This is a genomic window from Bacillus sp. M13(2017) (genome assembly GCF_002218325.1).
Lineage (GTDB): Bacteria > Bacillota > Bacilli > Bacillales > Bacillaceae_G > Bacillus_A > Bacillus_A thuringiensis_K.
Map to the genome: position 1 here is coordinate 22,638 of NZ_KZ268524.1, position 24,758 is coordinate 47,395.

Sequence of the window (24,758 nt, forward strand, 5' to 3'; positions counted from 1 at the left end):
AATACCCTTTATTTGTTATACTAAAAGGGAATACAAAAGAAAAGGGGACAGTGCCTTTGATGAAATTTGTAGTTTTAGCTATTCTTACTTTGTTTTTGATTCCATGGACAAGAAGTAGTAGTAAGCTTCGAGCAGTGGATAAGAAGGGAGATAAGAAGATTGTAAAGGGTAAGAAATCATCTATTTTAGTTATTCCTGTTTTATTTTGGATAGGTATTGCAATCTATGAATACTTTTGGCTAATTGATGATCGAGTAGATTCGATTCTTACTCATTATTCTGTTGCAGTAGCAATTTTAATTGGGCTTGTTTTATTTTCACAAGATCAAATAGGGAAATTAGAAGGTACATTAAAAGGAATTCTAATGTTTATTTTACTCGCAGGTTACGGCTACTTTGGTTATTTGCACGATATAGTAATCTCGCAAAAGAAATATGATTCTGTTGTTAAGGTAGAGAAAGATATTTCAGAGCCATTTACTGAAAATGACCAGCCGTTTACAGTGCCGCCAAAGACAGCGGAGAATAAGATGAAAAAAGTATTTGGTGATATTCCAAAAGTAGCTTATTTTGAGCTAGGAGAATTAACGCCACAAATGGTAAACGGCGAGGCTTTATATGTAGCGCCGATTGAAGTTTCAGGATTTTTTAAAGCGCGTAAAGCTGAGACAATTCCAGGGTACGTAACGATGTCAGGTACGAATCCTGATGCGGAAGCGAAACTGCACCTCGGTTATAAAATGAAATATGTGCCAAGCATGTTTTTTGGTAATAATTTAGAGCGTGTGGTAAGGCAAGCAGAACCAAATTTAATCTTTAAAGGAAAACCTAAATTTGAGGTTGATGATAAAGGAAAACCATATTATACAATGACGTATGGTGAATTTATTTCAGGAAGATCTGGATTTGAGGTAGAAGGTGTTGTCGTAGTAGATGCACAAACAGGTGAAGTGAAAAGATATGATAAAGGAAAGGCACCTAAATTTGTTGATGGTGTATTAAATCATGAGACTGCATCTACGTTAAATACGTACTTTGGTAAATATATTCACGGATTTTGGAATACGAAATTCTCACAAACAGATATGAAAATTCCGACTGAGTGGGGAACGAAAGAAGGCGTGACCCCGATTTTTGGTAAAGATGGAACACTGTATTATTTTACAGACTTTACTTCTCCAAAAGAAGGAGTAGATTCAGCTCTAGGCTATTCATTAGTAGATGCACGCACAGGCAAGCTATATTACTATAATGGAAAAGAAGTAAAGGGGATTATGGATGGTTCAGCAGCTACAGAAGTAGTAGATAATTCCTTTAAGAGAGAGAAATGGCATGGGACAATGCCTGTCATTTATAACGTATACGGTAAACCAGCTTGGATTATTCCGGTTGTTGATGACGGAGGCCTAGTACGTGCGCATACAGTTGTATATGCTGCTAATGCAAAAATATTTGCAACAGGTTCTTCGCAGAAAGAAGCGCTTGAGAATTATAAAAACGTAATGAGCGGTAATGGTGATACATTTAGACCAACCTCAACAGGAAAAGAAGCGCAAAAAGAAGGTATTGTACAACGTGTATATAAAGAAAAATCAGGTGAAAATACAATCGTGTACGTACTTTTAGAGAATGAACAAAAGGTATTTATGATACCAGTGAAGAAATTCCCATATGCTATGTTTACAGAAGTAGGAGACCCAATTCAAATTACATATTTAGATACGGGAGAGACGATGGCCTCAGTATCTAAATTTACGAATAGCAATGTGAAAAAGTAAAGCGATAGAATTTCTATCGCTTTTTTTACATTATGAAAGAGGAAAATGCAATGTACTTGACGTATGTTTATGATGTAACTATAATTGTTACGATTTGGTGTGTATAGGAAAGGGTGAATTGGAAAAGTGAATGAAGTTAATCACGAAATATATAAACCTGTAAAGGCAAACAGGTTATGGATGATTCTTGTATTAGGAACACTTACGGCGATTGGGCCATTATCTATTGATATGTATTTGCCTTCATTACCGAAGTTAACGGATGACTTGCAAACAGGTGCATCCCTTGCGCAACTTACATTGACAGCTTGTTTACTTGGGCTTTCAGTAGGACAATTATTTGTCGGTTCGATTAGTGATATTTACGGAAGGCGCAAACCTCTTATTATTGCACTTATTATTTATGTAGCTTCTTCTTTACTTTGTGCTGTTGCGCCATCTATTTGGACATTAGTGTTATTGCGCTTCCTACAAGGAGCTTCAGGATCAGCCGGAATTGTTATATCACGTGCAATGGTAAGAGATATGTACTCAGGTTCTGAAATGACGAAGTTTTTCTCACTGCTTATGTTAGTAAACGGAGCAGCACCTATTTTGGCACCAATTATTGGAGGGCAATTGTTACAGTTTACAACGTGGCGCGGTGTCTTCATCGTCCTTGGGGCAATTAGCATATTCATGTTAATCTCAGCTACTTTCGTATTGCGCGAAACATTACCTCCTGAAGAAAGAGAAACGGGTGGTTTGTCAGGGACTTTGGCGACGTACGGGAAATTGTTAAAGGACCGTCTGTTTATGGGATATGCATTGTCACAAGGATTAGTAACAGCGGCAATGTTTGCATACATTTCGGGCTCACCATTTGTGTTGCAGAACATATACGGAGCATCACCACAGCAATTTAGTTTATTTTTTGCGATTAACGGCATCGGTATTATTATTGCTAGTCAGGTAACGGGTCGTTTAGCGGGGAAAGTAAATGAGAAGACATTATTTGTTGCGGGTATTATTATCGCAGCTGTTGGTGGTCTATCTTTACTACTGACAATTGTATTAGGAATAGGTTTAATTGGTGTTTTATGTTCGTTATTCCTTGTCGTATCAAGTGTCGGGGTTGTATCAACAACTGGGTTCTCATTAGCGATGAGAAATCAGAAGCAAGCTGCAGGAACAGCATCAGCTTTATTAGGTTTATTACAGTTTATTTCAGGAGCTCTTGTTGCTCCGCTAGTAGGTATCGGTGGAAGTAATACAGCATTACCGATGGGTGTTGTTATTGCGCTTTGTGAAGTAGGAGCAGTGTTATGTTATCTATTTATGGCTAGAAGAAGTGAGAAGCAGTTTGAACTGCAACAAAAACAAAATCTAGAGGCTTAACAAAAAAGAACTGATTCAAAGGGAATGTTTGGATCAGTTCTTTTTTTCATTTCTTTGAAATACCTCATACAGTTTTGTAAGGTGATGTAGTAAAGCATTGCAAAAGTTATTTGTATAAAGTGACGATACTGTGACAAACATGTTGGTATATATATTACGATGTCGTCTTAAGTGTAAAAAGTAGGATGTTCTCGGTATAATAACAAGTGGAGATAAAAGAAACTATAATGAGTAATAGTTGTAGATAAAAGGAGAAGAAGAGATGAAGAAGGTTTTGGGTATTGCCGTAATGGGAGGAATGCTCCTTCTAGCAGGGTGTAATGGAAATAAAGATACGAAAGAACCGAAAGAAAAGGTAGAGCAATCTACAGAACAAACAGAAGAGATGAAAGAATACCGTGCAGTACATGAAAAATATGATTTGAAAATGAATAAAGAAATTAATAAAGCACTGCAGTTATTTGAAGTAGCAAAAGAAAAGGGCGGTAAGGAAATAACGACTGCTACATATAAAGAAGATGTGCAAAAGGTAACAACGAGCATGTTAGAAGATATTGATCATATACGTAAAGAAATTCGTGTGCCGAAGTCGAAAGAGCAAGAACATGAAGTATATATTGGTTTCTTGAATGAATCGGAGCAAGCGATGAAAAAATTACAGAAGTTAGCTAAAGAAGAAGATTCATCGTTGATTCGTGATATAGAAATTAATTTTGCAACAGCATCGACATACTATAAACGTTTTCAAGCAGAAACGAAAAAATAACCTTGCCTGTGCAAGGTTATTTTATTTCTCTTTTGTATTCTTTTTTCGTTCCATCAGAGAAGACAACTTCTAAATCGAATTTTTGATAGTCTTTATCAAGTTTGAACACGTTCACTACTTGATCGATTACTTCTTGGTCAGGAGTGTCTTTATCAAATTTTAATTCTTGTAGAAGTGGGCTTAATTTTGTAATAGCCTCGTCACCTGTAAACTTTGCATTTGTTTTATGATCTTCAAGCTTTGCTTCCATTTTCTTATCAGCCGCTACATTTTTATAATCAGCTTCGTAGTCTTTCTTCGTATCTTCATAGTCTGCATCTAAACTAAATTCATTAAAGTTTAATTTTAAATCTGCAGGAGCCTCATTTTTTGCTTCTTCAGTCGTCTTTTTATTAGAAGTTGTGTCTTCTTTTGCAGGAGCTTTACATCCTGTTAATGCAGGTACTAGCATAAGAGCTAATAAAACTGATAGTAGAATTCTCATTATAAATTCCTCCTTATGTAAATTCGTTCTATACAAGTTTTTCCCAAAAACATGTAATTATGTATGTGTTGAAAATAAATTATTATTCTGCAGTCACAAGGGCTAATCCGCAATTTAAATCAAAAACGATTTGTATGTATATGGTAAATTGAAGTTGTGAGGGAGGGACTAAAATGCATGAAGAATATAAAGAGATAATAAAAAAATCAATTGAATATATAGAGAATCACTTACATGAGGAGCTTACAACAGAAAGAGTGGCATCTCACAGTGCAGTATCGATGTACCATTTTCATCGCATCTTTCAAAGATATGTTGGGATGAGTGTAACGGATTATATTCGAAAGAGAAGGTTAACTCATGCTGCACAAGTTTTAGTGTCAACGGAGAGAGCTGTTATTGATATTGCAGTGCAATACGGTTTTTCCTCACAAGAGGCATTTACGAGAGCTTTTAAAAGAATGTTTCAATTGCCACCAAAGAAATATCGAAAGTACTTCCAGTCATTTTATATAGAAAGAGAGGGTGTTTCAATGCAAAAAGGTATACCAAAAGGATGGATCTTAAGTGGAAGTCATCCTGCTGAATATGAGATGGGTTTAGATTATGAAGTTGTCCATCAAGGAAAAGTATCTGCATACATAAAAGCAAAAGAGAATGTTACGCACGGAGGATTTTCGACATTAATGCAAATGTTCAGAGCGGATAAATATGTAGGGAAGAGATTACGTTTTACAGCATTTGTTAAGAGTGAAAGCGTAAGAGATTGGGCAGGATTGTGGATGCGAGTAGATGGAAAAGATACAGAACCGCTCGCTATGGATAATATGCAAAATCGCCCCATTAAAAATACGAATAACTGGCAATCGTACTCGGTTGTATTAGATATACAAGAAGGAGCGCTTGGTATTGCATTTGGTGTTTTATTATCAGGGGAAGGTTGTGTGTGGCTAGATAGTATTCGATTTGATGAAGTAGATGAAAAAATTCCTTCAACAGATTTGGCAGAGAACTTTTATGAAACACTTTTAGAAGAACCGGTGAATCTACAATTTGAAGAAGTAGAAAAATAAAAACAAGGAGAAAAGATATGTTCAAATATGTAAAACTAATAAGTATTAGTATAGTAATATCGTCTTGTATTATGGGAATTAATTATTTAGTTAGCTATCTTTGGTCAGGGCATATACCTTCTTTGACGTGGAGAACATATTTGATGTTTATGTTTATATTTATTATGAGTTTTAATTCTGTGCAAAAAGAGGGAGAAGAGGATTATTGACAATAATTAGAAAAGGTATATAATCTAAATGTAAGTGATCACTTGCATTAGGGAGAGAGGTTTTTTATGGCGCGCTCAAAGACAGCAGAAAAAATTATTCAAGCAGCAATTGAATTAGTGAAAGAAAAGGGATATACGGCGGCAACAACGAAGGAAATTGCAATGCGTGCTGGTGTTAATGAAGTAACGATATTCCGCAATTTTAAAAGTAAAAAGGGTGTTATTGAAGCGGCGGTTGCTGAATTTTCATATGTCCCGCATTTAAAACATTTTTTACAAACAGAAATTGTATGGGAATTAGAAACGGATTTAAAGAACTTAGCGAGGCATTATCATAAATTTTTAGATAGCATAAAAGACATTATTTCTATCGGTATACGTGAGGCGAGGGAATTTCCTGAATTAGATGAGGAAATCTCCAAAATTCCAAAAGGGTTAAAAGAAGAATTAATCATATATTTTGCTGAAATGCAGGAACAGGGAAAGGTTATTCATACAAATATTGAAGCGCAAGTAATGAATTTTATATGGATTAATTTTGGTTACTTCTTATCTAAATTACGTTTTGAAAACCGACTTATGGAAATCGATGATGAGAAATTTATTGAGAATAATATAGTTTTATATGCTAGGGCTTTAAGACCCTAGTATTTATTTAAAAACAAAATGTAAGTAAGTACTTGCTTGCTGTACGGGAGAGCGGGAAGATGGATACATTAAAACAGTTTTTAAAAAGACCAGGTACGTATATTGGAATGGTAGTAGCGCTATCGTTCCAACTTGTTTTCTTTTGTGTTTGGTTAACGGCATATGATGGAGTGAATGAAAGGGCAGACCAAATGCGTATTGCTATTGTGAATGAAGATGGAAATATAGGTAGTAAAATAGCAGAAGGCTTACAGAGAAGTTTACCATTTCAGGTGAAAGCAGAACAGTCTGTGGAAAAAGCAAATAAAGCAATGAATGACCATGTATACGATATGATTATTGAAATTCCTGCTTCTTTTTCAAAGGATATAAATGAAACAGGAAAATCAAATTTAAACTTTCACATTAATCAAGCGAATGCCATGATGGCAAAGCAACTGATGGAAGGAGCCGCAAAACAAATCCGAGACAATGTAAATAAAGAGATAACAAGTTATAAAAAACAAGCGATTGTGGGGAAATTACAAGCTGTAGGGCCTGAAAATGTAGAAGTAATAAAAGGGTTAAACGAAGATTCAATTAGTTTTACAGTGCATAGAGTAAATGATGCAAAAGGATTTTCGGTTAACATGGTACCACTAATGATGGTATTAGCTTCATTTGTAGGAGCCATGATCATGAGTATGGAACTATCAAAAGTTGCAAAGGAAGTAAAGAACGGTTGGAGTAATTTTGTATCAAGACAGGTTATTAACAGTATAGTATCAATTTTACTTGCATGTATTACAATTGGTTTGATGAGAGGATTTCAAATTGAAATACATGAAGCAGTATGGAGTATATGGATGTTTCAAGCGATAGTCTTCTTCGCCTTTCTTTCATTAACACAAATGTTCATAGCTGTTTTCGGAAACGCAGGTATGATTTTTAATATTATCTCGCTATCACTACAACTTGTAAGTTCGGGTGTAATTGTACCGCATGAAATGCTTTCTAAAACATATCAAACAATGGGTGAAGTATTTCCCGCAACATATGCAGCAAATGGCTATTATACAATAATATTTGGGGGAGTTAGTCTAGAGAAAAATATTATTTCATTATTAGTCATTATATTAGTTACGCAATTGGTAGCGGTAATTACTGTATCTATAAAAGGAATAGTAAAGAGAAGAAGTCATGTAGTTAAAGAAGTATAAAATAAAAAGGTATCCTGTGATTGGATACCTTTTTATTTTATTATTTTGCAACTTCTGTCCACTTGTAGTTAAATTCACCGCCGAAGTCAGTTGTTACAAGCCCTTTAATGAAAGAGCGTTGTAGGTAAGAACGACCTTGTTGGTATAAAGGAGCGACAGCACCGTCTTGTAATAGAATTTTTTCAGCTTGCTTCATTGCTTCAAAGCGTGCTTTTTCATCGCCAGCTAAATCTGTTTTCACTTTATGAATTAGCTCATCGTACTCTTTGTTAGAGTATTTATCGAAGTTATAAGCACTATCTGTTGTAAATAAATCTAAGAATGTAATTGGATCAGCGAAGTCAGGGCCCCACCCGTCAATACCAATTTCATAGTCACCACTTAATAGTAGTTTCAACTGTTGTTTGCGTGGTTGCGGTTTTAAATTCACTGTTAATCCATCTAAGTTTTTTTCTAATTCACCTTTTAAATATTCACCAGTCTTTTTAGCTAAAGCATTATCACTTGTTAATAGTTCGATTGTTACTTTGTCAGTACCAAGTTCTTGTTTTGCTTTTTTCCAATTTTCTTTCGCTGTTTTCACATCATCCTTGACTAGATTTCCATTTTCTTTACGGAAGTCATTGCCTTCTGGGCTCTTTGCAAATTTCGCAGGAACCATTCCTTCAGCTGGAACAGCGCCGTTATTTAAGATTGTTTCTACGTAAGCTTTTTTATTCATTGCGCCGTTAATAGCAAGGCGTGCATGTTGATTTTTTAATGTTTCATTTTTCTGATTTAGTCGTAAAAATTGAATGCCGACTTCAGCGCGTTCCTTGAAGTTTGGATCGCTTTTATATTTATCAACAAACTCTGCAGTTAAAGCAACACGATCAATTTGTCCTGAATCATATAAGTTCACTTCTGTAGACTTATCTTTAACGACATTGAAGTTGATTTCTTCTAATTTTACAGTTTTAGCATCCCAATAGTTAGGGTTTTTCTTCAATTGGAAGCTTTGTTCATGTTTCCAGTTCTCTAATGTGAAAGCACCGTTGTAAATTAAATGATTTGTTTCTAAACCATATTTATCGCCTTGAGACTTTAAGTACTCTTCATTAATTGGTAAGAATGTTGAGAATGTCGTTAAGCTTAAGAAGTAGGGAACAGGACGGTCTAGTTGTACTTCTAACGTTTTGTCATCAACAGCTTTGACCCCTAGTTGATCAATTGGCAATTGTTTTTGGTTTATTTGTTTCGCATTCTTTATATCGAAGAATAAGAATGCGTATTCAGCTGCTGTATTAGGATTTACAGCACGTTGCCAAGCGAAGGCAAAGTCCTTTGCTGTAACAGGAGTACCGTTTGACCATTTTGAATCACGCAGATGGAATGTATATTTTGTTTTATCGGGACTAATGTCAACCGACTCAGCGACGCCAGGAACCGGTTTATTATCTTCTCCCATTGCATATAACCCTTCAAAAACATTGCGCATTACGTTCATGGATTCCCCATCCGTTGCTTTTGCAACATCCATTGTTGGAATTTCTGAAGCGAATGATAAGTTAATTGCCTGTTTATCAGGTGCTTTATCGTTTGCTTTCGCTCCGCTTGCATTATCTTTATTTCCCCCGCAAGCAGTTAGTAATAGACTTGCCCCTAAAACAGATGCAACAACAGGTACAACTTTTTTCTTCATTGTTCGTTCCTCCCTAAATGTGTTGTTCGTAACGTCATAATGTCCGTGTCTTGAAGTGGCTATAGAAGGAGATAAAACCTATTATAAATATTTGTTTATAGGTAATCATGTGTTCTATATGTATATACATGTTGAACTATAATCTATCGTTATGTGTTTCAACGTAGTAGACATTATATTTTGATGGTGAAATATTTTGTTTCTTTGAATATTTAGAATATTAGCACTGGAAAGAACTATATGTCAATAGTAAAAATAGATTGTTAATTTCTTAGAATAATATATTAAAAAAGCAGATTCTCATGTGTGAGAGAACCTATTTTTAATATATTTTGCTAAAAAAACAATTGGTGTGGGCTAATAATAAGTGGGGATGAAGAACCCCCCACTTATTAAAGTTTCACTTTATTTTTCAATTTTTGCCCACTTGAAGTTTAATTGACCTGCAAAGTCTACTTGCACAATTCCTTTCACATAAGAACGTTCTAAATAAGATTCGCCTTTTTGGTAAAGAGGAGCGATAACAGAGTCTTTAAATAATATTTTCTCGGATGCTAGTAATGCTTCCCAGCGAGCTTTTTCATCACCAGCTAAAGTTGTTTTCACTTTTGCTATTGTTTCATCGAATTCCTTATTAGAGTAATGATCTAAGTTATAAGGGTTATTCGTTGTAAATAGCTCAAGGAATGTAATTGGATCCGCAAAGTCAGGGCTCCAGCCATCAATTCCGATTTCGTAGTCACCTTTTAATAAAAGCGAAACTTGTTGCTTACGCGGTTGCGGTTTTATATTTACTGTTAATCCATCTAGATTCTTTTCTAGTTGTCCTTTTAAGAATTCACCAGTTTTCTTATCAAGGTCAGCATCACTCGTTAATAATTCTAATGTTATCTTTTCCGAACCAAGCTCTTGTTTAGCTTTTTTCCATAACTCTTGTGCAGATTTTGTATCAACTTTTGTTAAATCGCCGTTTGCAGTACGGAAGTCTTTTCCTTCAGGTCCTTTTGCAAAGTTTTTTGGAACGAGACCAAATGTTGGTGTAGATCCATCATTTAATAACGTATTTACAAAGGATTTTCTATCAATTGTTTGATCAATTGCTTGGCGTGCAGAAACGTTTTGAAGCACTTTGTTTTGTTGATTCATACGTAAAAATTGTACGCCTACGTTTGGACGTTCTTTAAAGTTAGCATCCTTTTTATATTTATCGACGAAGTCAGATGTTAGTTTTATACGATCTAATTGTTTTGACTCGAATAAATTTACTTCTGTTGATTTTTCTTTTACGACGTTAAAATTGATTTCTTCTAGTTTGACAGTATCTTTATCCCAATAGGTAGGGTTTTTCTTGAATTTAAAGCTTTGTTCGTGCTTCCAATCGCTTAGTGTAAAAGCTCCGTTGTACAAGATTGTATTATCTTCTAAAGCGTACTTATCACCTTGTGCTTTAAAGAATTCCTCGTTAATTGGTAGAAATGTTGGGAACGCTGTTAAGCTAATAAAATACGGAACAGGACGCTCCAATTCTACCTCAAACGTATGGTCATCAACTGCTTTTACACCAAGTTGGTCGGCTGGAAGTTCTTTGTTGTTAATTTTTGTTGCGTTTTTAATATCAAAGAATAGAAATGCATATTCAGAGGCTGTTGCTGGATCTACGGCTCTTTGCCAAGCGAACACAAAATCTTTAGCTGTAACAGGAGTGCCGTTTGACCATTTTGAATCTCGCAAATGGAATGTGTATTTCGTTTTATCGCCACTTACTTCATGAGATTTTGCAACACCAGGAACAGGTTTGTTACCTTCACCAAGATTATACAAACCTTCAAATACGTTTCTCATTACTTGACCAGAATCAGTATCTGTAGCACGAGCCGTATCCATTGTTCGTATTTCAGTAGGTGAAGATAAGTTTAAAACCTGTTTACTAGGTGCCTCGTCTTTTGCATTTGCTCCGCTTGCTTCGTTTTTATAACTACCGCAACCAGTTAATAAAATACTTACTCCTACAACTGATGCAATACCGGGTACAAACTTCTTTTTCATTTGATTTTCCTCCTAAATAATTAAGTTTGGATGATGATGAGGGAAATGAAAAATAAAAAATCCCTCTTTTCATATTGAGAAAGAGGGATTTTTACGTACAAGTTATGCACCCGTATATAAACGAAGTCCCTCATTCTATCTTTCAAGCATAAAGCTTGCAGGAAGTGGCACAGTATTCAAAATGAACCTGTTGCCGAGGTTTCAAAGGGCCAGTCCCTCCACCTCTCTTGATACAATGAGTAAACGAATAAATTTTATTAATTTTTGTGTTTCTTTGATAATTCAAAATCTTACACCTTGAATAATGAAGTGTCAACTGAATGGAATATAGTTTAAATTTTCAGTTTTCTTAAATAAAAAGACCACTGCATATGGCAGTGGTTTTTCTACTAGAAGTTAAAGTTATCTGGATCTGGACCAACGCGACGATCTTCATTTAAAGCTTGAATTGCTTTCATATCATCAGCACTTAATTCAAAGTCGAAGATGTTTGCATTTTCAATAATGCGATGTTCTTTAATTGATTTAGGAATTGTTACAACTTTGTTTTGTAAATCCCAGCGTAAAATAATTTGCGCAGTTGATTTATTATATTTTGTCGCAATTTCTTGTAACGTTGGATTATCTAGTAGTTGTCCTTGCATTAATGGTGACCAAGCTTCAAGCTGGATATTATGTTCTTTACAGAATGCATGTAACTCTTCTTGTGCTAAACGTGGGTGGTATTCCACTTGGTTGACCATTGGCTTAATTTCAGCAATTTCAAATACGTCTTGTAAGTGGTGAATGTGGAAATTACTCACACCGATAGCGCGAACACGACCATCTTTATAAAGTTTTTCTAATGCTTTCCATGATTCAGTATATTTCCCTTTTACAGGCCAATGTACTAAATATAAATCTAAATATTCTAGACCTAATTTCTCTAATGTAGTTTCAAATGCTTGAAGTGTTGTTTCATATCCTTGATCGCTATTCCATACTTTTGAGGTAATAAATAATTCTTCACGTGAAACACCGGATTCACGAATCGCTTGTCCAACGCCTTCTTCATTTTGATAGATTGCTGCAGTATCGATGCTGCGGTAGCCATTTTTAATTGCTGCTTTTACAGAATCAATTACTTCTGAACCATCTTCTACTTTAAAAACACCTAAACCAAACCAAGGCATTTTTACACCGTTATGTAATGTTGTATAGTCTTTTAAACTTGTTAAAATCATATTATTTCCCCCTAGCTTTTTTGTTTGTTGCTTCTACTGCTTTTTGAATTGCCTCTGAAAAATTATACTCGTATAAAATTTTGAGACCCTCAGCTGTGGAACCACCTGGCGTTGTTACTTGTTCGCGGAGGTTAGCTGGATTTTGCGTTTGTTCGAGCATAGAAGCAGAGCCAGAAATCATTTGAATGACAAGATGTTTTGCGGTTTCTTCATCGACTCCATAACTTTTTGTTGCTTCAATTAAGCTTTCAGCAAAGTAATAAAGGAAGGCTGGTGCACTTCCAGTAACTGCAGTAAGCTGATGAACTTCTTCCTCAGTACAAAGTTGCGAAGTACCAATACCTTTTAAAAGTAGTTGCAGGGTTTCTTGATGTATCTCGTTTACTGATTGTCCCATTGTATATAAGGAGATAGACTTTCCAATTTCAGCAGCTGTATTAGGCATAATCCAAGCAACAGGCGTGCCTTTTGGGAGTCTAGCTTCTAAATAAGATGGTCCAATGCCAGCTGCTACTGTTACGACTAGTTGATTTGATAGTAACGGAGATAGCTCAGCTAATAACTCTTCATGAGCAGAAGGTGGCATTGCTAAAACAACCGTATCAACAGATGTAACATGCTGCTTCCAATCTGTTGTAGTAGACACATCATATCGCCCTTGTAATTGCTTTAGCTTTTCTACGTTGCTTCGGTTAGAAACGATAATTTCTTCGATGTATTCTTTGCTTGTTTTAAGTAATCCGGAAAATATAGCTTCTGCCATACGACCAGCACCAATAAATAAAATTCGATGTTTAGTTAGCATATCCTTTATTCCTTTCTAGTAGAGATATGTTATAAAAACGATATCATCTTTAAGAGAATTTTGTAAAAAGAAAAGACTTACCGTAGATGGAATGGATAATGAGAAGGCGGAAATTCATGGTAAAGGAAGGAGCTATTCCTTATATTGGTTTATACATCATGCTAATATTAACTGTTATTAATCTCTTTATATGTGTAGCTGGTTTGCTAGAGTGGAAGAGCAATTATAAGGGACAAGAACATAAAAATAACTATATCTAGAAAATAATTAGAATTGAAAAACCCCTGAAGCATATATGCTTCAGGGGTTTACTAATAGAATATAAGATTATGCTTTTGTCATACCAAGTAATACAGCGCCGCCGATAATTAAAACACTACCTAGTGCAATAAAGATCAATTGACGTTTTGTTTTCTTTTCACCTAAGAATACAATCGCACCGAATGTTGAGATAACGATTCCAGTTTGAGATAATGGGAAGCTTGTTGCTACTCCAACACGTGGTAATGAAAGAAGTAAGAATAAGTTTCCAGTTCCCCATAGTAAACCAGACAAAGCATTACGGATTGCATATTTGTTAAATGGTTTATGTTTAGACGTCAGTACAACCGCACCAACAAACATACCAACTGCTTGTGGTAAGATAGCAGACCAACCATCAATATTATACCAACGAATAATTATTACATATACAAGATAGCCGAAAGTAGAAACAATTAAAGTAAGAAGTCCTTTTTTCAATTGTCCAGGTGGCTGAGCATTTTCTTTATCATCTAATGATGTGAATACAACACCAACTACGATTAATAGGATTGCAATCGTTCCCAGAATGATTGTTGTCGTAGTAGTCCACTCACGGAAAGCGATAACCCCAAAGATAGAAGTTGCAACAAGTTGCATACCAGTAGAAATCGTTACAGTAGTTGAAACACCTAGTTTTTCAACTGTTTTTAATTGGTTTACTTGTCCTAAAGCCCAGAATAAACCTGAGATAAAACCAACAATTAAGATTGTCATTGTTAAAGCTGGTTGAGTAAATACATACATAATTGTTGCGAAGAATAGAGCACCGATTGTCATACCTACCGTTTGGCTATATGCACCACCGCCCATTTTTACGCTTACTAATAAGATGTTTCCCCATGCAATTGCAGGAAGAAGCGCTAATAAAATGTCCATTACAAGACTCCCTTCGGTTTGCTATACCAATATAGTTACATATCGTTCTAACGATCGGTAATGCACCACTAATAGAGTAGAAGATTACCGATCGCTAAAACAGGATGAAGAATTCACGATATAAATGCGTTTTCATTTCTTCATTTTTTGAAACACCTCCATATAATAACAGGAAATTGCCTATTTTAGAAAGTGAATTCAAATAAAATGTCTATTTTAATAAGAGGTAAAATTCAGTTATTTCCCATTGGTATATTTTATTTCCTAAGAAATAAAGAAGCAGCTTTGACAAAAGCTGCTTTAAGAGTTAGTGATTCTTTTATTAATAAGTTGAATACATAGTAGAAATACGAGTGACATACCGATAGTAATAACTACAAGTGTCCAGGCGAGTTGCATATTACTTGCATCAATAGCCATGTAAATTGCAGTTGGGATTGTCTGTGTTTTACCAGGAATGTTCCCGGCAAACATAAGTGTAGCACCAAACTCTCCGAGTGCGCGGACAAAGCTCAAAATCATCCCGCTTAGTAATGCGGGAAATGCGAGTGGAAGTGTAACGTGTAGAAAAACTTGATATTCACTTGCGCCAAGGTCACGAGCACTTTCTTCAATTTGTACATTTGCGATAGAAAACCCTGTTTTCGCTGATTGGTACATAAGCGGAAATGCAACAACTGTAGAAGCGATGATCGCAGCAGTAGATGTGAACATAATAGACTGCTGAAATAATGATTCAATCCACTTTCCGATCGGGCTGTTGTTTCCAAAGATGATAATGAGAAAGAAGCCGATAACAGTTGGTGGAAGTACCATTGGTAATAAAAATATGGTTTCTAATAGTACTTTATATCGCCATGAGGAGCGAGCTAGTGCTCGCCCGACAATTGTCCCTAAAATTGTAACGAGAATAGTGGCACACGCAGCTACTCTTAAAGATAGAAAGACAGGCGATAAAATAGCATCAATGCTCATAGTAATTACGACAGGACTGTAAATCCATATTTCTTAAAGATAGATTGTGCATCTTTTGACTGCAAATACTCATAAAATGAGGTCGCCTCTTTCTTATGTTTAGATTCCTTTATAACACCTAAAGGATAGTGGATTGGCTCATGAGAAGTAGCTGCTGCTGTCTCACCAATCTTTACTTTATCCGAAATGAGAGCATCTGTTTTGTATACGATACCAGCATCGACATTCCCTGTTTCTACATATGTTAACACTTGGCGAACATCTTTTGTAAATACGACTTTATTTTGAACATCATTCCAAAGGTTTTCGTGTGTTAGAGAAGCCTTTGCATATTTGCCAGCAGGTACAGATTCAGGTGTACCAAGTGCAATTTTTTTGATTTTCTCATCTTTTAAATCTTGAAATTTTGTAAGAGAACTATCTTTAGGGATGACTAGAACTAGTTCATTTCCAAGAAGATTTTTCCCTTCTTTTTCATTAATGAATCCTTTTTTTACAAGGGTTTGGAATTTATCTTCTGCTGCTGAGAAGAATAAATCAGCAGGTGCACCTTGTTCAATTTGTTGTTGAAGTGCTCCAGAAGCACCGAAGTTAAAAGAAAGTTTGATATTTGGCTCTTTTTCTTTATATTGTTTTTCGATTTCTTTTAATGCATCTTGTAAGCTTGCAGCAGCTGAGATAGTCAGTTCAACTGTTTTATCCTCTTTAGCAGCTGAATTTGTATGCTTTTCCCCACTTGTACAAGCAGCGCTAAATATAAGAAGGAAAGAAAGTATAAGTGCCCCGATGGAACGTAATATAAATTTATTCATAAAAAAATACCCTTTCATTTTGATACATCTAATTATAACTAAATATAACTAAATATAACTAGTTATAATTGAATATAATTTGAACATATATCTATTTTTTAAAAATAGGAGAAATATTCTTTTCTTTGTTACAATGAAAGGAGAAAGTGAGGAATCGTCTATGGATCATCATTCCTACACAACGGAAGAAGTAGCAAAGCGATTAAAAGTATCGAAATTAACTGTATACGACTTAATTAAAAAAGGAGAACTTCCTTCTTATAGAGTTGGTAGACAGATGCGCATTGATGCAGCAGATTTAGATCAATATATAAAGCAAATGAAAACAGGAAAGGTACAAGTTAATCCTGTAAAAAACGATGGTAGTAGTAACTTGAACACGTGTATTATTAGTGGTCAAGAACTAACGTTAGATATGTTAGCTAAACGTATAGAAAATCGTTTGCCAAGTTCTAATGTTTTAAGAGCGTATCAAGGTAGCTTAACAAGTTTGGTGAAAATGTATCAAGGAGAAGGAAGTATCGTTAGTTTGCATTTGTTTGATGGTGAAACGGGTACATATAATATTCCTTACGTAAAACGCATTTTAGTAGGACAGCCATGTATTATGATTAATTTATTGTCCAGAAATGTGGGATTTTATGTCCGAAAAGGAAATCCGAAGAGAATAAAGACATGGGCTGACATATCCGGGTCCACTATAAAGTTTGTGAATCGAGAAAAGGGTTCTGGTATTAGAGTGTTAGTGGATGAACAATTACGAATCCAAAAATTAAATAAAGCTGATATTAGTGGATATGAATGGGAAGAATCGAATCATCTTGGTGTTGCCACGCAAGTTGCAAATGGAAAAGCTGATGTAGGAGTAGGTTCAGAAAAGTTTTCGCAAATTGTAAATGTGGACTTTATTCCGATCATGAAAGAACAGTATGATTTAGTAATTTTGAAGAATAAAGAAAATGAAGAGCTGATTGAAGTTGTGAAAGACATTCTGCAATCGGAAGAATTTCATAATGAATTAAATGCGATTGGCGGATATGATATTACGAAAACGGGTCAAATTATATATGAAATAAAGTGAAACTTTAATCAGTGGGGGGTTCTTCATCACCCACTGATTATTAGCCCTCACCAATCGGACTTTAATGGGCAGCCTGATCCCCACCTAACTTCTTTGCTTTCGCTGAATTTCGAGGTGGGGGTCTTACTGCCCATTAAAGCGGGACAAACTAAAAAGCTGCTTGTCTATAAGACGAGCAGCTTTTTCTATATATAAAGGGGTTTGGGGAAACAAAGTGTTAAACAAGACCTTGAGCAAGTGTATAAATGAAAGCCGTAAGAAGAGTAGCTCCACTTGCAAGTCCGATAAAGTCTGATTTGTTGAAAGTAATGTTGTTCATTATAATCTCTCCTTATTTGTTTAATGTAGTTGCAACAGCTTTTGCATCGACAAGTGCGGATAGCACCATGCCCATTGTATTTAAAAATTTATTTGATTTTATATTGTTCATCATGCGTATCCGCTCCTTTTCGAATTGTTGTTGCCCTGCTTATGTCTTAATTATAGGGAATATGGCTACTTGCAACTATCGAATTAGCTTACGAAAGACTTACACTTTTGTAAGAAAAAAAGACATTCATGTAAGAATGTCTTTCACAGCATATTGATATGATGATGGTCTTCAATTGTTTTTAAAAAACTACGCATTGAATTTGTCATATAGCTATCTTTACGGCGTATGAAAACCGTTGAAATACTGCCGTATTTTTCAGGGATTGCATGACAATGTACCTTACCTGCTTTAGAAAGATGATGGACAGCAGACTGTGGTACGAGTGTAATTCCGAGACCGAGTGCAACACTGTTTAATATTGTCTCTAATATATTGAATTCCATAATTCTTTTTGGTAGCAAACCTTCATCTTTAAGCCAACGTTCTAGTTTGGAGCGGTATCCACATCCTTGGTTAAAAACGAGTAGAGGCGTTGTTGTAAATTCTTCTATATGAAAGGCTTTATTTTGTGTTATAAGCATTAATTTCTCTGTACTAACATCGTATTGTTCGATTAGTGGATGTTTAATAGGACCTGATATAAAGGCGCCATCTAATTGATGATCAAGTACTTCTCTAATTAATTCTTCTGTTAGACCCGCTTGTAATGATAAATCGACATTCGGATAGCTTTTATAGTAAGAAGATAAAATGGTAGGCAGTGTACTTACTGTTTCGACTGTACCGATTTTTAATATACCAGAAGGTGTTTCGCTATCTAAAAATACTTGTTTTAGTTCGTCGACATCTTGCAAAATTTTACTAACATAAACGAGCATTTTTCTTCCTTCAGCTGTTAAAGTCATTCCTCGTTTATGGCGGTAAAAGAGTGGGGTTTTTAATTCGTTTTCTAGTTGTTTAATACGTGCAGTTACATTTGATTGTACATAATTTAATTCCTTTGCTGCGCTACTTACACTACCTTGGTCGGCAACGCTTTTAAAGATTTGTAAGTCTCGTAATTCCATTTTGTAATCCCCCTTGATGTTAACTATCATTATAAATGATAGTTAACATCATTTTGAATCATTTTACGTGATATATTTTTTCTTTTACAATTCTCTTTGTGCAAATAGAAAGAAACGGGGGATTGCGGTGAGAAGAGGTCAAATGATAATAGGGGCTTTAGCGTGTTTAATTGCGAGTATGTCATGGGGAGCGATGTTTCCAGTTGCTGATCATGCGCTAGAATACATAGATCCATTTTATTTTTCGCTTATTCGCTATGGAGCAGTGGCGATAATGTTGATTGTATTGTTGTTAATGAAAGAAGGAAAACAGGCATTTCGTTTAGAGGGAAGAGGAAAGTTACTCGTCTTTTTTGGAACGATGGCATTTACAGTATATAATGTCCTCATATTTTTAGGGCAAATGTTGATGGGTAAGTCGGGTGTAATGGTAGCTTCCATTATGGAAGCACTTATGCCGATGATTTCTATTTGTATTTTATGGGGATATAAGCATATAAAACCGAAGAAGTATATGATAACGAGTATGGTTATTGCTTTTGTAGGAGCTGTGTTTGTTATTACAAAAGGTGACATGAGTTTCTTTGTAACATTGAAAGATAATATGTTCCCATTAGCATTTATATTTATTGGTGTTGTAGGCTGGGTTATTTATACGATGGGTGGTCAAACTTGTAGTGATTGGTCAACATTACGTTATTCTACGTTGACGTGTGTATTCGGTACGACTGTTACAGCGATTATAACGGTAATTATTACGTCGCTTGGATATATTTCAGTTCCGAGTATGGGAACGATTTCTATTGTGAAATATGATTTGTTATTTATGATGACATTGCCAGGTATTGTAGCGCTACTTGCTTGGAACTATGGTGTGAAAATTTTATCATCCATTAATGGGATTTTATTTATTAATTTTGTACCAATTACGACTTTAGCTATTATGATGATGCAAGGGTATCAAATCACAATGTTTGATATTATAGGGACTGTACTTGTTATTGCAGCGCTTATTCGCAATAACGTTTGTCAGAGAAAAGAAGAAAATATAAATAAGAGAGTTTTACAAGAAGAACAATTACGTCAAGCTGTTTAATAGGCAAATGGAGGATTTTACATGTTAGAAAGTTTATTGTTTTTCTTCGCCGTGGGAGTTGCCTGTGAGCTTGCAGCAATTAATCGAAATGGTCGTAAAAAGATAAAACAACAAGCTGAGCTGATACAGCTTTTAAAAGAATTGAAAGAAAGAAAAAATTAAAAAGACGACCGGGCATAGACGGTCGTCTTTTTCTATATAAAGGGGAAAGGGGACACAAAGTTATACAAGCGTAGCAGCGTAAATAAAAGCAGTAAGAAGAAGAGAGCCGCTAGCTAATCCTAAAAAGTCTAATTTGTTAAAAGTGATGTTATTCATAATGAGTTCTCCTTACTTGTTTAATGTATAAGCAACAGCTTTTGCGTCGAAAAGAGCTGATAATACCATGCCCATTGTATTTAAGAAATTGTTCGTTTTCATATTGTTCATCATATCAATCGACTCCTTTTCGAATAGTTGTTGCCCTGTTTCTGACTTAATTGTATGAAATATAGTGAGAAGTAACTATCGAATTAGCTTACAAGAAAATTACACTTTTGTAAGAATTGAAATTTAACAATTCATACTTATTTTTATTACCAACTCCTAAAACTTAGTGTTATAATTGTTGTAAGAATATGATTATACTTCGGATGTTTAGAAAGGAACGAAATAAATGTATAAACCAATTACATTTTTGTTGAAATATATATTTAAAACAGCTGGGAAAGTAGAAGTGCAAGGAAGAGAAAAGCTACCAGAAGGTGGTCCGTATGTTGTTGCGTGTACACATACAAGTTTTATGGATGTATTAATGTTAGCTACAGGGATGTACCCAACAGAGATTCATTACATGGCAAAAAAAGAATTATTTGAAGGGAAATTCAAAAATTGGTTCTTTAAAAATGTAAATGCATTCCCTGTAGATCGCGCGAATCCGGGACCGAGTACACTTAAAATTCCATCACGTTTATTAAAAGAAGGAAAGGTAGTAGGGATTTTTCCGAGTGGAACGAGATCAGCGGAAGATGTTTCATTAAAAGCGGGTGCTGTGACAATTGCGATGCGTTCTAATGTACCTTTAGTGCCGGCAGCTTATGTTGGTCCATCAAGTGTAAAAGAATTAATAAAGGGGAAAAAGGCACAATTGATTTTTGGAGATCCGATTCAAATTGAGGCTGGAGAACAAATAGATCGAAAAACCGCTATGAAAATGATGACAGATCAATTAAATGAGAAGTTTGAGGAGTTAAAAGAAGCTTTGCAATCAAATCAAAAATAAGAAAAGACGACCGGGCATAGACGGTCGTCTTTTCTATTACTATTTATAATAAAGGGGAAAGGGGACACAAAGTTATACAAGCGTAGCGGCGTAAATAAAAGCAGTAAGAAGAAGAGAGCCACTAGCTAGTCCTAAAAAATCTAATTTGTTAAAAGTGATGTTATTTATAATATATTCTCCTTACTTGTTTAATGTAGAAGCAACAGCTTTTGCGTCGATAAGAGCGGAAAATACCATGCCCATTGTATGTAAGAAATTGTTCGTTTTCATTTTGTTCATCATATTAATCCGCTCCTTTTCGAATGGTTGTTACCTTGTTTCTGACTTAATTGTATGAAATGTTGCGGAAAGTCACTATCGAATTAGCTTACAGAAAAATTACACTTTTGTAAGAGAAACGAATGAAGGTGTAATGATAAGAAGATTTGACATATGTTCATGAGATTCATTAAGTTAAAGATAGAGGTGAGTGTATGGCTAATATTAAAGATATAGCAAAGATAGCGGGAGTTTCAGTTACGACTGTTTCGAGAGTGTTGAATGATCACCCATATGTAAGTGAAGAAAAAAGGAAAGCGGTTATAGAGATAGTTGAGAAATTGAATTACTCGCAAAACGCAAATGCTGTTCATTTATCAAAAGGAAAGACGAATATTGTTGGTGTGATTTTACCGTATATTAATCATCCGTGTTTTGATGCGATGGTGAGCGGAATGATGGAGATTGCGTTAACTCATAATTACAGAGTGTTACTTTGCCAAACGAATTATAATAAAAAAGAAGAAATGAAAAGTTTACATATGTTAAAAACAAAACAATTGGATGGTCTTATTATTTGTTCACGTGCAAATGATTGGGAAACGATAGAACCGTATGCTTCTTACGGCACAATAATTGCTTGTGAAGATAATGATATTTCAAACATCTCAAGTGTATATACGAATCATTCAGCGGCCTTTCAATTAGGAATGGATTATTTGATTGAGAAAGGTTATAAAAAAATTGGTTATTGTACGGGAAGAAAATTAGGGCCGAGTAGTCAAAAGCGTTTTGATGTTTATAAACAGCGATTGCAATCTATAGACGAAGAGGTTAATGAAGAATGGATTTTTACAGAATGTTTTACACTAGAAGATGGTGTAAAAGTGGCTCATAAGTTAAAAGAGATACAGGATCTTCCTGAAGCATTAATAGTAGCAGGTGATGAAGTTGCGATTGGGGTTATGACAGAGGTTGAAAAACTAGGGATTCAAGTTCCTGAGGATTTAGCGATTATTGGCTTTGATAATCAACCTATCTCGCAAGTGTTACAATTGACAACTATTGATCAAAATTTAAAGGAGATAGGGAAAACTGCTTTTGAAATGTTGCATAGAAAAGTGAATGACGAGAGTTCTAAACAAGAAAAGCTGGAAATTCCATACGAACTTGTGGAACGCTCTACAGTTTAATCTTAATCCGTTATGTGTATAATCGCATAACGGATTATTTTTTTGAAATATCTTTGACAGGAAACGCGTTTCATACTTTATAAAGGAGTTAAACCGGTTTGTAATAATCCATGGATTCTTTTCAAGTGTTAATGCAATGAATAGAATTTGGAGGAATATGCATGAATGAACTTTTATCGAGTATGAAAAAGTATGTAGATGATGATGAAAAGATTCTGGCTTTTGTGGTAGGGATCTTTGAGAAGGATAATTTCATGTTATGTTATCAACATGGAATTTTTGTTGCCACTACTAGACGTCTCCTTTTTTACGGGAAATTTCCGTACTATCCTTCAACATTTAAAGAGTACTCATATTTGCATATAGATAGCATAGATTTTCATTCGTACTTTGAGTTTACTTATAATCATGAAACCATTCGCGCTAAGCATATTCAGAAAGGGAATGTGGAGCAATTTATCCATGCAGTTAGAGCAAATATGAATAATTAATCAACCCTCTGTTTAAACATAATATTTCAATTTTTAAGAGGGAAAATGCGGAATAAAAACCACTTCTAAACCTCTAGGAGATAGTGATACAATGTCAAATGGGGGGAGGGTATGAACTATGGTTAATCAACGTATAAAGGAAATAACACTAATTACAATTGGTTCATTATTATTCGCAATTGGTATTAATTACTTTGCAATTCCAAACCGTTTATCGGAAGGTGGAATTATTGGTTTAACGGTTGTTACGTACTACTTATTTGATTGGTCACCAGGGATTGTGAATTTTGCTATAAATGCAATTTTACTAGCTATTGGTTATAAATTTTTTGATAAGAAAACAATGATTTATACAATTTTAGGGATTGTAGAAACATCTTTGTTTTTATACGTTACAGAACATATTGAGTATCATGTAAATAGTGATACATTATTAGCAGCTTTATTTGCTGGTTTATTTGTGGGTATTGGATTAGGCTGTATGTTCAAAGCTGGAGGTACATCGGGAGGATCGGCAATCTTAGCTCAGTTAGCAAATCAATATTTAGGTTGGAGTGTAGGTAAAGGCGTACTAATTATTGATATTGTTGTAATTGCTGGTTCAGTATTTATAATAGGGCAAGAAAAGGCAATGTATACACTTGTAGCTGTGTTCATTGGAGCGAAGGTGATTGATTTCATTGTAGAAGGAATGGACACAAAAACGGCTGTTACGATTATTTCGAATCAACCAGACTTAATTCGTGAAACTATTACGAAAAATATGACACGCGGTGTTACTGTATTAGAAGGGCGGGGCGGATATACTGGTAAAAATAAAGAAGTTTTATATGTTGTTATTAATAAACAAGAGCTTGTTAAGTTAAAACAAGTTATTAGCCGGGTAGATGGAGATGCTTTCGTTGTTATACATGATGTACGTGATGTACTTGGCGGTGGCTTTAAAGCAAGCTAAAAGGTGAACGAGTAAATTCGTTCACCTTTTTTAATTCTTACAAAAATGTAAGTGTAATGTAATGAGATTCAATAGTAGATTTTATTCCCCCTTTTTAAAATGGATGTATATATATCCTGCAGAGGAGGAATGTTTATTATGAGGAAAAAAATGATCACTACTATAATAGCGATGATAGTGATAGTAGTAATGTTACTGCCTACGAAACTTGGACCGGTTATCGATAAATATAATCCATTTTATAAGACGAAAGAATACTATACGGTTGTGAATACAATTGGTCAGCATATTGGTGATGAGTGGTATGAATATGAATTTATTGCATTCGATGAACGTGGTAGAGAGCAGAAAATAAAGAAAACGGTTAAGCATATGTTAAAGAGAGATGAAGCATTAAAGGTTTTTGCAAAAGGACGTTACGGTGAATCGATTGAAGAGATTGAGGTTGCAAATATTCCTATAAATGCGAAGAGCAAACTTTTAACGATGAGATAGTGAAATATACCCCCGGCTATTTTTTGTCGAAAATAAAAATACTGGGTAAGGGTATTTTTGAGGTTAATAAAAAAGCCTTAGTCTATATTGAAGTGCACCCCAATTGTTAGACATAGTCTAACAATTGGAGGTGCATTTTTTATGGCTAAATTTTCTTCAAAAGAAAAAATCCAAGCGGTGAAACGATATTTAGATGGTACAGAAAGTGGAAAAACAATTGCTAAATCTATAGG

The 24,758-nt window shown here is 34.9% G+C and carries 28 protein-coding genes and 1 riboswitch; of the genes, 16 read left to right on the top strand and 12 right to left on the bottom strand.

Annotation, left to right across the window (positions count from 1 at the left end; all coding sequences use genetic code 11):
• The first annotated feature begins 59 nt into the window (after positions 1–59).
• The 3 genes from CGQ22_RS29760 to CGQ22_RS29770 all read left to right on the top strand — a co-directional run bounded on the left by CGQ22_RS29760 (position 60) and on the right by CGQ22_RS29770 (position 3,921).
• On the top strand, positions 60–1,778 hold the full coding sequence (locus CGQ22_RS29760) for a DUF3981 domain-containing protein (RefSeq protein ID WP_089149720.1): 1,719 nt from the start codon (positions 60–62) through the stop codon (positions 1,776–1,778).
• A 117-nt stretch (positions 1,779–1,895) separates the two neighbouring features.
• Complete coding sequence (locus CGQ22_RS29765; protein ID WP_232294088.1) at positions 1,896–3,155, top strand: multidrug effflux MFS transporter; 1,260 nt, start codon at positions 1,896–1,898, stop codon at positions 3,153–3,155.
• Positions 3,156–3,417: 262 nt separating this feature from the next.
• Positions 3,418–3,921 (top strand): hypothetical protein, encoded by a 504-nt coding sequence (locus CGQ22_RS29770; RefSeq protein WP_000756514.1) that lies wholly within the window; start codon positions 3,418–3,420, stop codon positions 3,919–3,921.
• Positions 3,922–3,937: 16 nt separating this feature from the next.
• Here CGQ22_RS29770 and CGQ22_RS29775 read toward each other — a convergent pair whose 3' ends face one another.
• On the bottom strand, positions 3,938–4,405 hold the full coding sequence (locus CGQ22_RS29775) for a YusW family protein (RefSeq protein ID WP_001221554.1): 468 nt from the start codon (positions 4,403–4,405) through the stop codon (positions 3,938–3,940).
• Between the two features lie 173 nt (positions 4,406–4,578).
• On the opposite strand from CGQ22_RS29775, the gene CGQ22_RS29780 reads away from it, so the two are divergent.
• The 4 genes from CGQ22_RS29780 (at position 4,579) to CGQ22_RS29795 (ending at position 7,534) form a co-directional block, all read left to right on the top strand.
• A complete protein-coding gene (locus CGQ22_RS29780) occupies positions 4,579–5,478 on the top strand; it encodes a helix-turn-helix transcriptional regulator (protein WP_089149721.1) in 900 nt (299 codons plus the stop codon).
• A 17-nt stretch (positions 5,479–5,495) separates the two neighbouring features.
• Positions 5,496–5,687, top strand: coding sequence for a hypothetical protein (locus CGQ22_RS29785; RefSeq protein WP_089149722.1), 192 nt, complete (start codon positions 5,496–5,498; stop codon positions 5,685–5,687).
• A gap of 66 nt (positions 5,688–5,753) precedes the next feature.
• Positions 5,754–6,335: a TetR/AcrR family transcriptional regulator gene (locus CGQ22_RS29790; RefSeq protein ID WP_074593939.1), complete on the top strand. Its 582-nt coding sequence runs from the start codon at positions 5,754–5,756 to the stop codon at positions 6,333–6,335.
• A gap of 59 nt (positions 6,336–6,394) precedes the next feature.
• Positions 6,395–7,534: a YhgE/Pip domain-containing protein gene (locus tag CGQ22_RS29795; RefSeq protein WP_074593940.1), complete on the top strand. Its 1,140-nt coding sequence runs from the start codon at positions 6,395–6,397 to the stop codon at positions 7,532–7,534.
• A 40-nt stretch (positions 7,535–7,574) separates the two neighbouring features.
• On the opposite strand, the gene CGQ22_RS29800 is transcribed toward CGQ22_RS29795, so the two are convergent.
• The 4 genes from CGQ22_RS29800 to proC all read right to left on the bottom strand — a co-directional run bounded on the left by CGQ22_RS29800 (position 7,575) and on the right by proC (position 13,289).
• Positions 7,575–9,215, bottom strand: coding sequence for a peptide ABC transporter substrate-binding protein (locus CGQ22_RS29800; RefSeq protein ID WP_000731089.1), 1,641 nt, complete (start codon positions 9,213–9,215; stop codon positions 7,575–7,577).
• A 405-nt stretch (positions 9,216–9,620) separates the two neighbouring features.
• Positions 9,621–11,261 (bottom strand): peptide ABC transporter substrate-binding protein, encoded by a 1,641-nt coding sequence (locus CGQ22_RS29805; RefSeq protein WP_000726474.1) that lies wholly within the window; start codon positions 11,259–11,261, stop codon positions 9,621–9,623.
• A gap of 132 nt (positions 11,262–11,393) precedes the next feature.
• Positions 11,394–11,498, bottom strand: a riboswitch (SAM riboswitch).
• A 152-nt stretch (positions 11,499–11,650) separates the two neighbouring features.
• Positions 11,651–12,484, bottom strand: a complete 834-nt coding sequence (locus CGQ22_RS29810; RefSeq protein ID WP_000604198.1) for an aldo/keto reductase — start codon at positions 12,482–12,484, stop codon at positions 11,651–11,653.
• A gap of 1 nt (position 12,485) precedes the next feature.
• Positions 12,486–13,289: a pyrroline-5-carboxylate reductase gene (gene proC / locus CGQ22_RS29815; protein WP_089149723.1), complete on the bottom strand. Its 804-nt coding sequence runs from the start codon at positions 13,287–13,289 to the stop codon at positions 12,486–12,488.
• Positions 13,290–13,405: 116 nt separating this feature from the next.
• Here proC and CGQ22_RS32225 point away from each other — a divergent pair, with 116 nt between their 5' ends.
• A complete protein-coding gene (locus CGQ22_RS32225) occupies positions 13,406–13,549 on the top strand; it encodes a hypothetical protein (RefSeq protein WP_000237841.1) in 144 nt (47 codons plus the stop codon).
• A 67-nt stretch (positions 13,550–13,616) separates the two neighbouring features.
• Here the strand turns inward: CGQ22_RS32225 and CGQ22_RS29820 are convergent, their stop codons facing one another.
• The 3 genes from CGQ22_RS29820 to modA form a co-directional block, all read right to left on the bottom strand.
• Positions 13,617–14,468 (bottom strand): GRP family sugar transporter, encoded by an 852-nt coding sequence (locus CGQ22_RS29820; RefSeq protein WP_000353544.1) that lies wholly within the window; start codon positions 14,466–14,468, stop codon positions 13,617–13,619.
• Between the two features lie 300 nt (positions 14,469–14,768).
• Positions 14,769–15,443 carry a molybdate ABC transporter permease subunit gene (gene modB, locus CGQ22_RS29825; RefSeq protein ID WP_000020523.1) on the bottom strand — a complete coding sequence of 225 codons (675 nt, stop codon included), beginning with the start codon at positions 15,441–15,443 and terminating at the stop codon, positions 14,769–14,771.
• A 5-nt stretch (positions 15,444–15,448) separates the two neighbouring features.
• The gene (gene modA / locus CGQ22_RS29830) at positions 15,449–16,255 is read right to left on the bottom strand and encodes a molybdate ABC transporter substrate-binding protein (RefSeq protein WP_001031844.1); all 807 of its coding nucleotides are present in this window, start codon (positions 16,253–16,255) and stop codon (positions 15,449–15,451) included.
• A 160-nt stretch (positions 16,256–16,415) separates the two neighbouring features.
• Here modA and CGQ22_RS29835 point away from each other — a divergent pair, with 160 nt between their 5' ends.
• Complete coding sequence (locus tag CGQ22_RS29835; protein ID WP_033703495.1) at positions 16,416–17,336, top strand: substrate-binding domain-containing protein; 921 nt, start codon at positions 16,416–16,418, stop codon at positions 17,334–17,336.
• A 217-nt stretch (positions 17,337–17,553) separates the two neighbouring features.
• Here CGQ22_RS29835 and CGQ22_RS29840 read toward each other — a convergent pair whose 3' ends face one another.
• A complete protein-coding gene (locus tag CGQ22_RS29840) occupies positions 17,554–17,655 on the bottom strand; it encodes a DUF3948 family protein (protein WP_001060018.1) in 102 nt (33 codons plus the stop codon).
• A 254-nt stretch (positions 17,656–17,909) separates the two neighbouring features.
• On the bottom strand, positions 17,910–18,776 hold the full coding sequence (locus CGQ22_RS29850) for a LysR family transcriptional regulator (RefSeq protein WP_000423031.1): 867 nt from the start codon (positions 18,774–18,776) through the stop codon (positions 17,910–17,912).
• A gap of 127 nt (positions 18,777–18,903) precedes the next feature.
• On the opposite strand from CGQ22_RS29850, the gene CGQ22_RS29855 reads away from it, so the two are divergent.
• Entirely contained in the window at positions 18,904–19,872 is a 969-nt protein-coding gene (locus CGQ22_RS29855) for a DMT family transporter (RefSeq protein ID WP_016119004.1), read from the top strand.
• A gap of 21 nt (positions 19,873–19,893) precedes the next feature.
• Positions 19,894–20,034, top strand: a complete 141-nt coding sequence (locus tag CGQ22_RS29860; RefSeq protein WP_000894065.1) for a YrzO family protein — start codon at positions 19,894–19,896, stop codon at positions 20,032–20,034.
• Between the two features lie 60 nt (positions 20,035–20,094).
• Here CGQ22_RS29860 and CGQ22_RS29865 read toward each other — a convergent pair whose 3' ends face one another.
• On the bottom strand, positions 20,095–20,190 hold the full coding sequence (locus CGQ22_RS29865; protein ID WP_001060007.1) for a DUF3948 family protein: 96 nt from the start codon (positions 20,188–20,190) through the stop codon (positions 20,095–20,097).
• Positions 20,191–20,527: 337 nt separating this feature from the next.
• Here CGQ22_RS29865 and CGQ22_RS29875 point away from each other — a divergent pair, with 337 nt between their 5' ends.
• Entirely contained in the window at positions 20,528–21,133 is a 606-nt protein-coding gene (locus CGQ22_RS29875) for a lysophospholipid acyltransferase family protein (protein ID WP_000277769.1), read from the top strand.
• A 72-nt stretch (positions 21,134–21,205) separates the two neighbouring features.
• Here the strand turns inward: CGQ22_RS29875 and CGQ22_RS29880 are convergent, their stop codons facing one another.
• Complete coding sequence (locus CGQ22_RS29880) at positions 21,206–21,301, bottom strand: DUF3948 family protein (RefSeq protein ID WP_001060007.1); 96 nt, start codon at positions 21,299–21,301, stop codon at positions 21,206–21,208.
• Positions 21,302–21,606: 305 nt separating this feature from the next.
• Here CGQ22_RS29880 and CGQ22_RS29890 point away from each other — a divergent pair, with 305 nt between their 5' ends.
• The 4 genes from CGQ22_RS29890 (at position 21,607) to CGQ22_RS29905 (ending at position 24,525) form a co-directional block, all read left to right on the top strand.
• On the top strand, positions 21,607–22,584 hold the full coding sequence (locus tag CGQ22_RS29890) for a LacI family DNA-binding transcriptional regulator (RefSeq protein WP_001273890.1): 978 nt from the start codon (positions 21,607–21,609) through the stop codon (positions 22,582–22,584).
• 161 nt (positions 22,585–22,745) lie between these two features.
• Positions 22,746–23,075 carry a PH domain-containing protein gene (locus tag CGQ22_RS29895; protein WP_001004247.1) on the top strand — a complete coding sequence of 110 codons (330 nt, stop codon included), beginning with the start codon at positions 22,746–22,748 and terminating at the stop codon, positions 23,073–23,075.
• Positions 23,076–23,193: 118 nt separating this feature from the next.
• On the top strand, positions 23,194–24,030 hold the full coding sequence (locus CGQ22_RS29900) for a YitT family protein (protein ID WP_089149724.1): 837 nt from the start codon (positions 23,194–23,196) through the stop codon (positions 24,028–24,030).
• 138 nt (positions 24,031–24,168) lie between these two features.
• Positions 24,169–24,525, top strand: coding sequence for a YxeA family protein (locus CGQ22_RS29905; RefSeq protein WP_001227798.1), 357 nt, complete (start codon positions 24,169–24,171; stop codon positions 24,523–24,525).
• Positions 24,526–24,758 lie beyond the last annotated feature (233 nt).